The following is a 15,083-nucleotide window of genomic DNA, read 5'->3' on the forward strand; positions in this document are numbered from 1 at the left end:
GCTCCTTTACTTAATCATTATGGTCTGGATGTACGTATTGATAATTATCCCGATTGATGGGAGTGAATCGTTTAGGTGTATGAAATCTTAATAAATCTTTATATAAAATCTGATCGGACATCTCCAATTGCTTGCGGGCTTTATCTGCTATGGAAGAATATTTGCCTGTGTCTTCAATGATTTCGCCTGTTGTATTATCATAAAACTTTTCATTAATCATTGTTACTTGGGGGGAAGTAAAATCACCATTTCTAAAAGGTATGATTTCTCTATGCTCATCAGATAATAAATCGGAACCAAAGTCTATATATTCCCTTGTATCAATACCCAGTAAATGAAGTACTGTTGAACGGACATCCACTTGACCACCTAAAGTTTGCTTAGGCTCTCCCCCAGTTTCTCCTGGTATATGAATAAACACTGGGACACGTTGGAGTTGAGTATATTCAAACGGTGTGATTTCCTTACCAATAATCTCCTCCATGGCTTCATTGTGATTTTCAGAAATTCCATAATGGTCTCCATATAAAACGATGACAGATCGCTCATATAAACCTGATGCCTCCAAATCAGCAAAAAACTGTTCTAAAGCTTCATCCATATAATTAGCAGACTGGAAATATTGATTAACAACATCATTTTCGGTTTCAGCCAGCGGGAAATCAGTGTCCCATTCATCCATTTTAAAAGGAAAATGATTAGAGAGTGTGATGAATTTCGCATAAAATGGCTCTGGTAATCTTTTTAAATACGGCATTGATTCTTTAAAAAAGGGTTTATCCTTCATACCATAATTTTTCGTATTTTCATCGGTCATCTCATAATATTCTGCGTCAAAAAACTCATTATATCCCATCGATTTATACATTTCATTGCGATTCCAAAAGGTTTTATAATTTCCATGGAAAGAGGCAGATGTATATCCATAGGATTGTAAGATCGCTGGTGTAGCCTGATAGGTGTTCTGTGCTTTATTGACATATACTGCCCCTTGTGCCATTGGAAACAAGGAATTATCCATAATAAACTCAGCATCTGAAGTTTTCCCTTGCCCTGTTTGATTATAAATATGATCAAAATAAAATGTTTGGTCATCCTTAATGAGCGAATTTAAAAATGGCGTTACTTCCTGACCATTTAATTCATAATCAATGATGAAGGTTTGCAAGGACTCCATTGATACATAAATGACATTCATTCCCTCTGCCTTACCGAAATATTTTGGGTTTGGAGAGGTCTGTTGTGATTTCATATAGTTTTCAACTTCAGTTATATCAGTTGAGTCGGCCAATGCTCTTTCACTTAAATACTTTGAATTTTGCACCGCATCATGAAAAGTAAAATTATAAATGCCAAGATATTTCACTAAATATACTCGATCAAAAGAACGGGTTAGCAGATCAGGTCGGTCTTTTTCAGCTAGACCAAGGTTAATAAAGAAGACAATAAGGCCAGCTGCAACAATCAGTGTCCCCTTCTTTTTACTACCCATATGTACTGGTTTATACCATCGTTTTGTTATGAGAATAATAAGCAAAATCGTATCAATAAAATAAAAGATATCTAAAGGAGACATGAGTGTCAGGGCGCTATCTCTAAGCTGTCCAGCATTTGTTTTCGTTTGCATAATAACTGGAACTGTAATGAAATCATTAAAAAAGCGATAATAAACAACATTTGCATATAATAAGATTGAAAGGACAATATTCATTGCTGCTAATATGATGGATTGGATCCTTCCCTTAAAAAATAAAGCGAGGCCAAAAAATATCAACGTGGAGCTAAGCGGATTCAGAAATAATAGAAATTCCTGCAGATAGTTGTCTATTCCTAACTTAAATTCAATCTGATACGTTACATATGTTTTTAACCAAAAAATGGCAACCACTAGAAAAAATAAAAACAAGCTATTTTTTGCTGCGCGATTGGAAAGATTCATATTACACCTCATTTTTACGAGCCGCAGGATATCTTAGGCTCTCAACCTGTACTGCAAAATCTGAAATTCACAGCCTAAAAATAAAATTATTAATCAAATTTTTGATAGGCTATTAAGAATAGTTATTCAACCTTATGTAGGCACTAACTTTCCTAAATAAACAACAACATATTTTTTAGGAAAAGTACGAAATAAATATAACATATTCAGCCCTAAAATTGTACTGATTACCCTTAATGAATTTCCACAATTTTCTACACAACTTATATCAAATTCTTCTTCTTTCCTTTTATAGGATCGTTATTTTTAAATAAAATATGACTCACTCTAATTTAGAGAGTGAGTCAATGATCTTAATCCGTCACTTCAACATGGCTTATTGACCAGATAGGGATAATTACTTCGTTGATGTCTGTTACATAACCTGAAATAATTTCAGTTATAACAATTACACCATCTTCCACTTTTGTTAACACACCGCTGGTAAATGAAGTATGTGCAAAAATATCAATTGTTCTGCCCAACAACAGCTTTAGTGCTTCAGGAAATGTTGATGCCAGTGTACATTTATCCATTATTTTACCTCCTTTAGCTTAAATTTGTTACAGATTGAATATTTCTAAATGGCACTAAATAAAATGTACTGCCAGATGTTACAACAGCATAATCGTTTCGTACATTTGATAAAACACCTGTTAAAGGTCTGCAGTTGTGATGATTTCTACAAGAGACCCAACAATCTCCCATAATTCTGCTCTTAATCCAGAGCGTGGTGCTGGTGCGGTGATCGGTAAACCAGCTCCTGGTGTTTCTTGCACAAGAATATTACTTACTAAATTGTTGACAAAACCTAAATCAACGATAGTAGAAGCAGGGTGTAATTTAAATAAATCATTATTAGCCATAAAAAATACCCTCCTTCATTTCTTAATTAATAACCATTTTATGTTGGAAAAGCGTTTTCGAATGGACGACTTCCCTAGTAGAACTGCCTGTTTATTTTTTTCACTGATTTATCCAAGATTAGATGCGCAAATTGATTCTCAAGTGGAAGAATACGCGAATAGAATATGGAAGAGGTGAGAAAATTGGGTCAAATAAAAGTACTAATGATTGTTGATCATTTAGGTACGAATGGTGCTGTTACACATGTTCTCAGTATTGCGAAGGCTTTAAAAAAGGAAGGTATTTATACCACAATAGCTGCTAATTCAGGTGCTATGGAGCAAAGATTTGCAGATGAGAAACTCCCATATTATATTGTGGACTTCCCTACTGTATTTACAAACGATATTCATTTGTTTAGTAGTGCGGCTGAAGATTTATATAGAATCATTGAAAATGAACAAATCAACATTATACACGGCCACCAAGTCTATTCTAGTTATTTTTCATGTGCTATTGCAAAATCTAGAAATATTCCATTTATATATACAATTCATGGATTATATAATCGTAAAGAGGAGCTCATAAATGTATTTATGCAGGCTGACAAGTTAATTGCAGTAAGCCCCCTTGTATATGAGAAAATGCAGCAATATGTACCAAAACAACCAGTCCTTATACCCAACGGGATTGATATGGATGAGTTTTCGCCTCATCCATCACAAGAATTAAGGATTAAAATGAATATACCTGAAAATGAATATATTATTTTATATGCCAGCAGACTTGAATGGAAAAAAGCAGATATTTGCATGATGGTATTAAATGCTTTTCAATTTATGAATAATCCTGCTGTTCATTTGATTATTGCAGGTGAAGGGCATCGTACTAAACAAATTTTGAATATGACAGCTCACCTAAATAGAAAACAAGGTCGGAAATGTATACATTTTGTGGGAAATCAGCCATATTTAAATCAATATGTATCTATCGCAGATTGTATTATTGGGACAGGTAGAACTGCATTAGAAGCAATAGCATCCGAGAAATGTGTAATAGCTGCAGGAAGCGAAGGGTATCTAGGCATTGTGACAAAAGATAATTGGAAAATAGCGCGCTATGGTCAATTCGCTGACCATAGCGCTCCATCTTCCATCAATCAATCCGTTTTAATAAGAGATATAGAATTGTCAATCCATAAACATAAAAAGGGTATTCATTCTTCTCATTTACGAACCCTTTTGTCAACAGATTTTAATTTAGACGAATCAGCAGCTAAGATAAGAGAAATATATGACCAAGTTCTAATAGACAACTTTTAAACTTTCCCACAACTAAACTTTGATGTTAAAATATTCTATATATCGACCCTAATTCTTGCAGGGCTGTAAAGGAAGTGACGTCTATTTATACTATTGAAAAAACAAAAAAAATAACATTTATCATTATGTCCTGCCTAGCAATTACTTTCACATTTACTTTAATATATTTTGCATCAATTGAAGGTATCTCAGCAACAGTATTGAAGGAGGTTGAAGCTGTCATATCTGACGAAGAGATCGACAACCTTATTACCGACCCAGTTATTCAGACTCTGCTTCAAGAAGAATCACAGGATATATCCGCCATTAATTTAAACGACTCTGATCTCCCTCTTAAATCAAAAGGACAAGTGGTTAAAAAGATTTCAGAGAACTTTTCTATAAAGGAAATTCAAGTGGTAACTTCCAAGGTTAAGAAAGGCATCACTCCAGAGGATAAGTCTGAAATCATGGATATGATTACAAATCGCCTTTCAGAAGAAGAATTAACAGCGATAAAAGTAATTGCCATTCAAGAAATGACGAAGAAATAATGAACCGCACCAAAATATATCCAGATGGTTCTAAAAATAGGCATTTGTCAAAACAATAGTTGATAGCCCTTCATACTCTATAATAGAGGGAGGGATGATTATGTATCAATTGGCGATTTTATATCTAGCTGGAATACTGGCGGGATTTGGTTTGGCTAATTTACCAACATCTGCGATTATTACACCTGGAATTGCAGAATTTTTTGCAATCATTGGGGGAATTGCGGTTATTGTTTTCTCCGTAGCAATCTTATACCTTGGCTTGAAAGCCATTCTTCGAAAATAATAAAATTTAAATTCCAACTGGTCATTTTTTGACCAGTTTTTTTCATTCTTTTCACAAAATTTACTTATGGCTGTTTTTTAAGAAAGTATAAAAGAGTATAATGTTATTTGAATCCAATTGATTGAGAGGAGTATTTTACGTTGACCTATCCAAGTACGAAAGAAACGTTTGAATTATTAAAAAAGCTTGTGTCCATTCCTAGCCCTTCTGGAAATACGAATGAAGTTATTACATATGTTGAAGATTTCTTTAATCATATTCAAATTGAAACGAAGAGAAATAGAAAAGGTGGCCTGATTGCTACCCTCCCAGGCAAGAATAACGATCAACATCGGATGCTTACTGCCCATGTTGATACTCTAGGTGCGATTGTAAAAGAAATTAAGCCAAGTGGACGACTCAAGCTCGATTTAATCGGCGGATTTCGCTATAACTCCATTGAAGGAGAATATTGTGAAATCGAAACATCAGGCGGGCAAAAATTTACTGGTACAATATTAATGCATCAAACATCCGTTCATGTATACAAAGATGCAGGTAAAGCTGAACGGAACCAAGACAATATGGAAGTTCGCATTGATGAAGAAGTTCATAGCGTTGAAGATGTCAGGAATCTAGGAATTGAAGTAGGTGACTTTGTCTCCTTCGACCCGCGCGTACAAATTACACCATCTGGGTTTATTAAATCACGCCATCTAGATGACAAGGCAAGTGTGGCCATACTGCTCCAATTGATTAAACAAATAAAATCAGAAGGCTTAGAGCTGCCATATACCACGCATTTCTTAATTTCAAATAATGAGGAAATAGGCTATGGCGGGAATTCGAATATCACTCCTGAAACGGTTGAGTACTTAGCTGTTGATATGGGGGCTATGGGTGATGGACAAGCAACAGATGAATACACAGTTTCCATTTGTGTAAAGGATGCTAGCGGACCTTATCATTACGAACTGCGCAAACGCCTTGTAGAACTCGCGAAGGAAAATAATATCGGCTACAAACTCGATATTTATCCGTATTATGGATCTGATGCATCGGCAGCTATTCGCTCTGGCCATGATATTGTCCACGGCTTAATAGGGCCAGGTATTGATTCTTCCCATGCCTTTGAACGCACTCATGAAAAGTCTATTGAGAATACTGCGAAGCTGCTTTATCATTACTTACAAGCTGGAATGGTTAAATATTAAGATGCTAAGGAGCGCTATATGGCGTTCCTCTTTATTTTTGGCACTTTTCTAAAAGACTGTTGTTTTATCATAAGTTTTCATAAAGTTGATTGGAGCGGATGTGAGAGACTCCTGCGGGAACAGCGGGACAGGTGAGGCTAACCTCCCGCCCCACGGAAAGCGAGCACCTGGAGAGGAAATCAACGACTACCTGCGAAAAGCAACAAAGTATACGAAAACAGCTTTATTTTTAATTATGGAACTATTCGTCGCCAAAGCATGTATATTTGTCCAGACAATTTCTGCCCTCAAAGCATAATGTATTAAAAAGGTGTGAACAATCCAAACATAGAGGCTGGAGGAAGCAGATGAATATATTATTCATTTTTTATGTGCCGAGTGGCGGTGTAGAAACATTAAATAGGCAGAGAAGTTTAGCTTTAAAAAAATATAATATAAATGCTCATTTCCTATACTATGAAAATAAGAAAAATAATATTAACGAGCATCATGCTCCTGTCTTTATTACCAATAAAGACGTAGAAATAAAAGAAATTATTAAAAAAGGGAAATACAGCGCCATCATAGTGGTATCTGATTTTAAAGCACTTCCCAGACTAAGGAAATTAGGATATGAAGGAAAAATGATTGTAGAAATCCAAGGTTATGGTTCTGAACGGGTAACGAGAACGGCATTTACAGATGCGGTTCCTATAGTGAAAGAATATGCAGATGGTTTACTAAATCCAAAAACGCCCCATATCAATCAGTTATTTGATGAGTTATTCCCTAGTATACCTCAGTATCATTTTAATAATTGCTTTGACTCCACACAATTTTGTTACCAGCCAGAATTATCAAATGAGGATCCAATTATAGGATGGGTTGGCAGAATAGAAGACAACAAAAATTGGAGTGAATTTCTAAGAATCGCCACCTACTTAGAAAAAAAACTAAATCACCGATTAAAAATCTATATGTTCGAGGACCCCACAATAAGTAACCAGCTTGAAAGGCAGAAGTTTCAAAATATGATTAGTCAACCAAGGCTTAATCGAAATCTAACTATTTTCAATAATGTCCCTAATTCCGAAATGGCTAACTATTTTTCTACTATTGGCAATTCAGGCGGTTTTTTATGTTCTACATCAAAGGTGGAAGGTGCCCCCTACGTCCTTCTTGAAGCGATGAGTTGTAAATGCCCTGTATTGACAAGTGATTCTGGCGGTGTCAGAAGTGCAATCATTCAAAGTCATACAGGTATGTATTATAAATTAGGCTCCCCAATAGATGGATTTAAACAAGGATTAGATCTAATGAAAAATATCACTTTAAGGGAAAGCATAAGAGAAAATGCACTTCAACATTTAGAAACGCACTTTAGTCCTGATGCTTATGCTGACAATTTTAGAAACATGTTAAGAGATATCGGATTGGAATGTTAACTTATGGCTATTTTCGTATACTTGTTTGCTTTTCGCAGGTAGTCGTTGATTTCCTCTCCAGGTGAATCGCTTTGCGCGGGGCGGGCGGTGAACTCTGCAGGGTCTCACCTATCCCGCAGCTCCCGCAGGAGTCACACACATCCGCTCCAATCACCTTTTATTCAATGGTTTGTCTTATCAAAACCTATGACATTCTCTTAGAAAAGAGCCTAACTTATAAAAAATTTATTTCTTTAAATATCACTAAAAAATCTTAGCTTGTGAACTAATTTTTCCACAGGCTAAGATTTTTTTAGTCTAATATATTGTTGTTAGTCACATTGGAGCTGGATAGTTATAGTTCCTTGTCATATCCATACAACAAAAAGTCCGTTGCATATAAATCTTCTACTAGCTTCTTTGTTTCTGCATTGTAGAAGCTGTTCATTTTGGGCAACAGATTAGAAAAAGCATCAATATTTAATATCTGATCGGCGTAATTACCTTCTCGCTTCATTTTTTTTGAGAAATGATGAGACGAGCCGGATAGTCTATAAAGCGGTGACTTTAACAAGCCATATTCTTTTTCTACTCTCCTAATTTGGTTATTAAGATCATCAATTTTAATATATTGAATATTAAAAAGCTCTTCACCTGTGATATATTGTTGGCCAATATGACGATCAATTGTCATAAATTGCGGTCCCATCTCCTTTAATTCAATAAGAAATTGTTTAAAAGAAAGACCTTCCTCAATTTTACGATTAAAATAATGAATGAGCCAAGGTGCAGCTAACGTATGCAAATAGGAGCTCACCGCTCTTTTATAAGGATTTCTTACTACCTTAATGATATCTTTTTTCCCTTGTAGTAAATCCAATTTTAATGCCTCAGTGTATTCCGGGTCTTTACGATATACATAGTCTCTATAGCTATGAACCTCCCCTCCAGATTCGGTTGCAACATCCTGCAGCAAGCCAATTTGATAAAAGAACCATCTATTCATTGTTGTACAGGCACTTTTAGGAGACCAAAGAAGAATAAGTGGAAAATCATGATTATGCAGAGGAATATATGAAGGGTTCAATATGGTAGTCATTGCTGCTATTTTATTCGTATCACTCAAAAAAACACACCACCTTTCTCGTAGACTTATAATCGTTTGATCAGTTCTTTCATTTTTGGCAGATATATTCCTTCAATTACCTTCATTTCATTCAACATCTCTTTTTGATGCTTGCTTGTACCTGACTGGTTATGCTGCCTGAACATTGTTAAAGCTTCATCTTGGTAATGTACTTTATATCCATTGACCAATATCCTCATCCACATTTCATAATCATGAGTATATCTAAAATTCAAATCGAATTCGCCAATATTCTCAAAGATCTTCTTTTTAATCAAAACAGTACATCCGTTGATTGCATTGAAGGTTAAATATGCATGATAAATATCTTTTACTGTGGCAAATCTTGGACATGCCCAGTTTACTACCGCCTGCTTTTCTGCATCTATAATGTGATAGTTTGTAAAGGCCATATCTGCTTGATTAGTAAGTATAAATGATAACTGCTTAGAAATTTTTTCAGGCATAAAAACATCATCTGAACTTAGCCAAGCTACATACTCTCCAGAGGCCGATTGAATGCCTGTATTTAAGGCTGATGCTGTTCCTCCATTCTCTTTCCGAATATAGTTAATCTCTTTACTATAGGGAGTTATTTTTTCAGTAAATTGTGTCGATCCATCGTCTATTAATAAAATTTCGATATTCTCATAGGTTTGATTGACTGCACTTTCTAGAGCTTGATCTACATAGGGACAATTATAGAATGGAATGATAATGGTCACCTTAGGGCCCATTTGTTTATCCCCCTTTATTTTATTAATATTTATAAGACAAGATACCTTCAATATGATATGAACTGATTAATCAAAAGTAATGGACAGATATACAAAAAAATAAGAACAATCGCATTGTTCTTATTTACTTTAGATATCTTTATGCCTTTCCCGCTGATACTCTAATATATCAGTCAAGCTTTTTCTAATATGAATCTTTGGTTTCCATCCCAATCCCATGATTTTTTCTGGAGGTTTGGCTAAGGAATGATCCAATTTGGGATTCTCTTGAGGTACAATTTCAAAAGGAATAGAAGATAAAGATTGATAGATAGATGCGATATCTAAAAGGCAATGGACCTTTCCAGATGAAATGTCATAAACCTCTCCATTTTGACCCTTCCTTAACAAAATCTCATACGCTGAAACGGCATCCCTCACATCAAGAAAATCCCGCGTGGCATTTATATTTAAATCATCCATTTTTCCGCTCTTGTTCGCTTTCTCAAGTTCGACGATTACCTTCGCCATTTTAGTGCAAATGCCATTTGATATCCCTGGTCCAATTAAGTTTGAAGGTCTTACAATAATAATATTCATGTTATAGAGCTTCATCCATGATTGAGCAATCATGGTTTGCATCGTTTTGCTTAAACTATATGGACTAGTTAAGCTGTCCTTTGAATTAGGGTTAAACTCAAGGGCAGAACCCGCAACAATGATTTTGCAATCAGGATTTATTCTTCGCAAAGCATCTACAAGATATAAAGTAGAAATTACATTTGCTTCTAGAGCTATAGTCGGGTTCATCCAGGATAAACTTGCGTCATTAAAACCAGCTAGATGAAGCACGAATTGTGGCTGTATTGTACCTATCATCCTGTCTACTTCTTGACTATCAGTCAATTCACATCGATAATATTTAACTCTCCAAGGATCGCTGACATTTCCTCTTCCAGCTGCAATTACATCATATCCGGCATTATAAAAAAATTCACAAGCATGGGATCCAGTAAACCCCCCTGCACCAGTAATTAGTATTTTGCCCTTTTCCTTCATTTCTCCCCATCCTCTATTTAACTTACAGACTGTTTCAAAAGCCTTTTATGTGCTCATGTATTTTATGATTAGTATTTTCTATTGTTGTGGGCGAACGAATAAAACACTTAAATATCTTCGACTTATTGGTAAAGTTGTCCAAGCTAAAATTTGATATAAATCATAATATATACAAGATTATTGCAAGGGAGGTGAAACTATTGGGGAAATTTTTAGATGCACAAACTTCACAAAATGCTAGTACAAATGGTGCCATTTCTATCCCAGTTACGACTACTCCTGCTCTGTTCGGTACTTTAGGTCTAAGCACTGCTGGTGCAGGTGCTAATATACGGGTAGGGATTTCATTATCAGTGACATTTTCTTCATTAGCATCGGTCTTAACACCGATAAGAGTTGATATCTATCGTGGCCAAGGACCTGGACGAGCATTGATCTATTCAGCTACGGATACATTGCCAGTGGCTGGACTTGGACTTGCTTCCACCACTGTGCTTTCCTTCAATGCAGCAGACTTTAATCCAACATCCGCTGATAATTTTCTAGTTTATCAAGCATTTATAAGTGCTCCTGGAGGAATTCTTTTGTTGCCAACAAGAACTGGTCCTGAAACTTTCTATGCTGCAGCATATTCTGACAACGTTTAAATGAAAAGAGCAGGCATTTAAATGCCTGCTTTCTGCATATTTTCATCCAGATTTTTAGCGCTATTTATAGATGGATTTTGGATTACTATACGATTAATCAACTAATTTTTTGTACATTCGTCCATAACAAACCTATTCGTTTGAATACTTATATTAGTAACAGAATTCTTTTACAAAGGGGATGTTACGATGAATATTTTACTTGCTACATTTTGGCAGGTCCCACACACTGGCGGTGTATGGAAATATATGCTCCAGCTAAAAGAAAGGCTTGAGGTGCTTGGACATTCAGTTGATTTACTTGGATATGGAAAAGACCATAAATTTGTTCATCTCGTAAATAAAAATCAACTAATAGATGTTTCTCATTTCGCAGGTTTAATAAATATAATAAAAAATGAACCCCCTCTTGACCCAGTTATAAAAATGTATGATAATTTACGGCTTAATTACGAAGAAGCAGTAAAAACTCTAGATTTAAACCAATATGACCTCATACACACTCAAGATGTGGTATCTTCCTCATGCATCAATAAAATCAGACCAAAACATACAAGTATGGTCGCCACATTACACGGGTGCGTTGCTCATGAAATCATCGAAGCATGCTATGCTGATAGATTAAGTGAAAAATCGCTAAATGGCATTCGTTATTTTCACGAATTGGAATTTGAAGGAGCAAGCTCTGCTGACTGTACAGTTGTTGCGAATAGATGGATGCAAAACATTCTAACAGAAGAATTCAAAGTGAATGAAGAACAAATATCCACCCTTCATTATGGATATGATATTGAGTCATTTTTACAAAAAATGAAAGAGCCTGCCAAGATGAAAGCTCCAAAGAACAAAAAAATCCTTTTATACACTGGCAGATTGGCAGAGTTTAAAGGTATCCACCATTTGATTGATGCCTTATATCATTTAAAAAAGCTGCGATCGGATTGGGTTTGCTGGATAGCAGGTGACGGACCAAAACAAACGGATTTGCAAAAACAAACGCAGCTGCTTGGTTTACAACAACATATTCAATTTCTAGGAAGCAGAGACGATATCCCCTCTCTCCTATCGATATCTGACATGTTGATTCTGCCAACCTTAATAGAAAATCAGCCTTTATCCGTAATTGAAGCACAGATAAGCGGTACCGCAGTAATCGTCAGTGCTGTTGGAGGTGTCCCTGAGATCATTGAACATGGTATGACAGGGATACTCGTTCCCCCAAAAGATGAACTGATGTTATTCGCACATATCAACTATTTACTTCAAGAGGACCAGTTTCGTTTTAATTTGGGTCAAAGAGCCAAAGAATGGGCACTTGAACATTGGTCATTGGATCAATCCGTTTCAAAACTTTTAACTGTCTATTATAAAGCCATTGCCTTAAATCATTCAAAATAGTTGAACCTAAAATAGCTCATAAGGAGGGCCAATTGTTTATACAACTGCTTTACTTATCACATAGAATAGTAACAAATTTGTCCGAATGGAGGTTATATTTTTGAAGGCAATCGTTACAGGTGGTGCCGGATTTATTGGTTCCCATCTTGTGGAAGCACTCATTACAAGAAAAGATGAAGTGCATATCATCGACAATTTATCTACTGGACATCAGACTTTTATCCAGCCTAACGCAGTTTTCCATCATACTGATATTACAAATAACAAGGTAAAAGAAATCATTATAAGAGAAAAGCCTGATATCGTCTTTCATCTAGCTGCTCAGGCTGATGTCACGAAGTCCATACATTCCCCAAAATTTGATGCAGACGTAAATATTAGCGGCACCATCAATTTATTAGAAGCTTGTAAAGAAGCAAATGTAAAACAGTTCATATTTTCTTCTACTTCTGCAGTCTATGGAAACTTAGAAAAACAACTAATAAATGAAGATGACCCTTCTATCCCAATCTCCTATTATGGATTATCAAAACTCACATCAGAATCTTATATAAAAATTTTTCATGAGCTCTATGGACTGCCTTACACAATATTGCGATATGGAAATGTATTTGGTCCTCGTCAAACAGCAAAAGGAGAGGGCGGTGTGATCGCTGTCTTTTTAGAAAGAATGAGAGATAACTTACCAATAAATGTACATGGAGACGGTGAACAGACTCGAGACTTTGTATATGTAGAAGATGTGGTTCAGGCAAATATTTTAGCTTCTGTTAACGCAAGTAATAATACCCTTCATGTAAGCACAAGTAAAAAAACCGCTGTAAATGAAATCGTTCAAAAATTTAATGAGGTTCACCATTCTAAGATTACTCCCATTCATGTTCAAGCACGGCAGGGAGATATAAAACATAGCTGCCTAGATAACCAAAAGGCAAAGAGAATAATCAATTGGCATCCAAAAACAGATATATCTGATGGATTAAAAAAGACGTATGACTACTGTTTTAATCTGCTGAATTCTGAAACTGATATGTAAAATATATGCTAAGAGATTGGAGGTGCAATATGAGTTTAAAGGATATACAAGGAGAGTATAATACTGTTTTTAGCTTGGGAAACCTTTGTCTATCTGCCATTCAAATGAAAAATAACCAAATAAGGCCATTCTCAGGAGTATTTGATTGGATAGGTACGCCCAAGACAGATACGGTAACCACATTAATAAAAAGCAGGTTCGCAAACTTTTTGAATTTTAACAATCTTGTTCCTGAGAAATACTTATCAGAGCGGGATCTATATGTATGGGACAAATTCTATGATATAGGCTTTAATCATGACTTTTATACTGATAAAAATTCTCTTACTCATTTAGGGGGATTCCCAGAAGTGAAAGCGAAATATAACCGTAGAATCAAACGTTTTCTTGATTCATTTGAAACGAGTGAAAGAATCTTATTTATTCGTACAGAAGCTGAGTATGGAGATGTGAAGGAGCTTCAAGCGACATTAAATAGCATGGTTAAAAACAAGTTTGAGCTGCTTATCGTTAATCATAAGAATATCCCAACCATGATTGAAAAAACCTGGGATATTAAACATGTAACGGTTGTAGAAATGCCAGATCATGAAATTTGGGAAGGCAATGATGCCCTATGGAAACAACTGCTTAAAGACGTAAAATTAAAAAAGTAATATAAAAAGAAGTGAAGATTGCGTTTAACTGCATTCTTTCACTTCTTCTTTTTGCCTAATTTTTTTCTATCCATCTTTTCATTTCTAATAACATTTCATCAAAACTGGGAATTTCATAATAAAAATCAGTCCTTGTCGATTGAATGGTGCGGTCAAGAACCATTTTCCCATCCGGCTTAATATCCACTTCTTTTTTTTCGAAGATTTCCTTTATCAGCTGCAAAAGCTGAAACTTAGAAATCGGCTTTTCCGCTCCCAAATGATACAGACCTTTAATATCCTGCTTAATCATCACATCAATCGCTTTTGCTAATTCTAATGTTGTAACCCCATTCCAAAATACATTTGTGAAACCTTTAACCTCGCCCTTTTGTTTCATGAACCAAAGGTATAGGCCGATTCCATCCTCTTTTAATTCAGGACCAATAATGGAGGTTCGAATGGTTAAGTGTTTATGATCAATAATTTCTCCTAAATGCTTTGATTGTGCGTAAATAGAATCGCCATCAGGTTCATCAGTTTCTGCATAACTCCCCTTTTCACCAAGAAAAACGCAATCTGTACTAATATGAATTAATTTCCCTTGTCGCCTTTCCATTAATTTTGCTAATTGATGAGGCAGGAGGCTATTCACTTGAAAAGCGAGCTTCGTATGATTGCTTGCATTCTCATTTAATATTCCGATACAGTTGATTGTAATATCAGGCTTAATTCTCTCAATGACTTCTTCAACCTTTGTCGAATCTGTCACATCTAAAAAGATAGCTTGAGGATCATGATGACTTCTGGCTGTATAAAACACCTCATACTCGGAATGGCTGCTAAAATAGGAGGTAAGCATATGTCCAGCCATCCCTTTCCCTCCTAATATTAAGAGCCTCATT

17 protein-coding genes are annotated in these 15,083 nt (G+C 35.5%); 10 read left to right on the top strand and 7 right to left on the bottom strand.

Features of this window, described 5'->3' with window-relative positions; genetic code table 11:
- Positions 1-10: 10 nt before the first annotated feature.
- From ltaS to J2S17_RS07685, 3 genes are all read right to left on the bottom strand, one after another.
- Positions 11-1,939 carry a lipoteichoic acid synthase gene (ltaS, locus tag J2S17_RS07675; protein ID WP_307473502.1) on the bottom strand — a complete coding sequence of 643 codons (1,929 nt, stop codon included), beginning with the start codon at positions 1,937-1,939 and terminating at the stop codon, positions 11-13.
- A 353-nt stretch (positions 1,940-2,292) separates the two neighbouring features.
- Positions 2,293-2,514: a hypothetical protein gene (locus J2S17_RS07680; protein WP_307473504.1), complete on the bottom strand. Its 222-nt coding sequence runs from the start codon at positions 2,512-2,514 to the stop codon at positions 2,293-2,295.
- 120 nt (positions 2,515-2,634) lie between these two features.
- The gene (locus tag J2S17_RS07685; RefSeq protein WP_307473507.1) at positions 2,635-2,844 is read right to left on the bottom strand and encodes a hypothetical protein; all 210 of its coding nucleotides are present in this window, start codon (positions 2,842-2,844) and stop codon (positions 2,635-2,637) included.
- Between the two features lie 183 nt (positions 2,845-3,027).
- Here J2S17_RS07685 and J2S17_RS07690 point away from each other — a divergent pair, with 183 nt between their 5' ends.
- The 6 genes from J2S17_RS07690 (at position 3,028) to J2S17_RS07715 (ending at position 7,582) form a co-directional block, all read left to right on the top strand.
- A complete protein-coding gene (locus J2S17_RS07690) occupies positions 3,028-4,146 on the top strand; it encodes a glycosyltransferase (protein WP_307473509.1) in 1,119 nt (372 codons plus the stop codon).
- 74 nt (positions 4,147-4,220) lie between these two features.
- Positions 4,221-4,679 (top strand): hypothetical protein, encoded by a 459-nt coding sequence (locus J2S17_RS07695; protein ID WP_307473511.1) that lies wholly within the window; start codon positions 4,221-4,223, stop codon positions 4,677-4,679.
- Positions 4,680-4,779: 100 nt separating this feature from the next.
- On the top strand, positions 4,780-4,965 hold the full coding sequence (locus J2S17_RS07700) for a hypothetical protein (protein ID WP_307473513.1): 186 nt from the start codon (positions 4,780-4,782) through the stop codon (positions 4,963-4,965).
- 140 nt (positions 4,966-5,105) lie between these two features.
- Positions 5,106-6,158, top strand: coding sequence for a M42 family metallopeptidase (locus J2S17_RS07705; protein WP_307473515.1), 1,053 nt, complete (start codon positions 5,106-5,108; stop codon positions 6,156-6,158).
- Between the two features lie 85 nt (positions 6,159-6,243).
- Positions 6,244-6,456, top strand: a complete 213-nt coding sequence (locus J2S17_RS07710; RefSeq protein WP_307473517.1) for a hypothetical protein — start codon at positions 6,244-6,246, stop codon at positions 6,454-6,456.
- A 49-nt stretch (positions 6,457-6,505) separates the two neighbouring features.
- Positions 6,506-7,582 carry a glycosyltransferase family 4 protein gene (locus J2S17_RS07715; protein WP_307473519.1) on the top strand — a complete coding sequence of 359 codons (1,077 nt, stop codon included), beginning with the start codon at positions 6,506-6,508 and terminating at the stop codon, positions 7,580-7,582.
- A 334-nt stretch (positions 7,583-7,916) separates the two neighbouring features.
- Here J2S17_RS07715 and J2S17_RS07720 read toward each other — a convergent pair whose 3' ends face one another.
- The 3 genes from J2S17_RS07720 to J2S17_RS07730 form a co-directional block, all read right to left on the bottom strand.
- The gene (locus tag J2S17_RS07720; protein ID WP_307473521.1) at positions 7,917-8,687 is read right to left on the bottom strand and encodes a sulfotransferase family 2 domain-containing protein; all 771 of its coding nucleotides are present in this window, start codon (positions 8,685-8,687) and stop codon (positions 7,917-7,919) included.
- Between the two features lie 26 nt (positions 8,688-8,713).
- A complete protein-coding gene (locus tag J2S17_RS07725) occupies positions 8,714-9,424 on the bottom strand; it encodes a glycosyltransferase family 2 protein (protein WP_307473523.1) in 711 nt (236 codons plus the stop codon).
- A 129-nt stretch (positions 9,425-9,553) separates the two neighbouring features.
- Positions 9,554-10,462, bottom strand: coding sequence for an NAD-dependent epimerase/dehydratase family protein (locus tag J2S17_RS07730; RefSeq protein WP_307473525.1), 909 nt, complete (start codon positions 10,460-10,462; stop codon positions 9,554-9,556).
- A gap of 200 nt (positions 10,463-10,662) precedes the next feature.
- Between J2S17_RS07730 and J2S17_RS07735 the strand changes: the two genes are divergently transcribed.
- The 4 genes from J2S17_RS07735 to J2S17_RS07750 all read left to right on the top strand — a co-directional run bounded on the left by J2S17_RS07735 (position 10,663) and on the right by J2S17_RS07750 (position 14,199).
- The gene (locus J2S17_RS07735) at positions 10,663-11,109 is read left to right on the top strand and encodes a hypothetical protein (protein ID WP_307473527.1); all 447 of its coding nucleotides are present in this window, start codon (positions 10,663-10,665) and stop codon (positions 11,107-11,109) included.
- 189 nt (positions 11,110-11,298) lie between these two features.
- Positions 11,299-12,507, top strand: coding sequence for a glycosyltransferase family 4 protein (locus J2S17_RS07740; RefSeq protein ID WP_307473529.1), 1,209 nt, complete (start codon positions 11,299-11,301; stop codon positions 12,505-12,507).
- A gap of 100 nt (positions 12,508-12,607) precedes the next feature.
- Complete coding sequence (locus J2S17_RS07745; protein ID WP_307473531.1) at positions 12,608-13,543, top strand: NAD-dependent epimerase/dehydratase family protein; 936 nt, start codon at positions 12,608-12,610, stop codon at positions 13,541-13,543.
- Between the two features lie 29 nt (positions 13,544-13,572).
- Complete coding sequence (locus tag J2S17_RS07750) at positions 13,573-14,199, top strand: DUF1796 family putative cysteine peptidase (protein WP_307473533.1); 627 nt, start codon at positions 13,573-13,575, stop codon at positions 14,197-14,199.
- Between the two features lie 55 nt (positions 14,200-14,254).
- On the opposite strand, the gene J2S17_RS07755 is transcribed toward J2S17_RS07750, so the two are convergent.
- Positions 14,255-15,082 (bottom strand): dTDP-4-dehydrorhamnose reductase family protein, encoded by an 828-nt coding sequence (locus J2S17_RS07755; protein WP_307473535.1) that lies wholly within the window; start codon positions 15,080-15,082, stop codon positions 14,255-14,257.
- Between the last annotated feature and the right edge of the window lies 1 nt (position 15,083).

This window comes from Cytobacillus purgationiresistens, assembly GCF_030813235.1.
GTDB classification, from domain to species: domain Bacteria; phylum Bacillota; class Bacilli; order Bacillales; family Cytobacillaceae; genus Cytobacillus; species Cytobacillus purgationiresistens.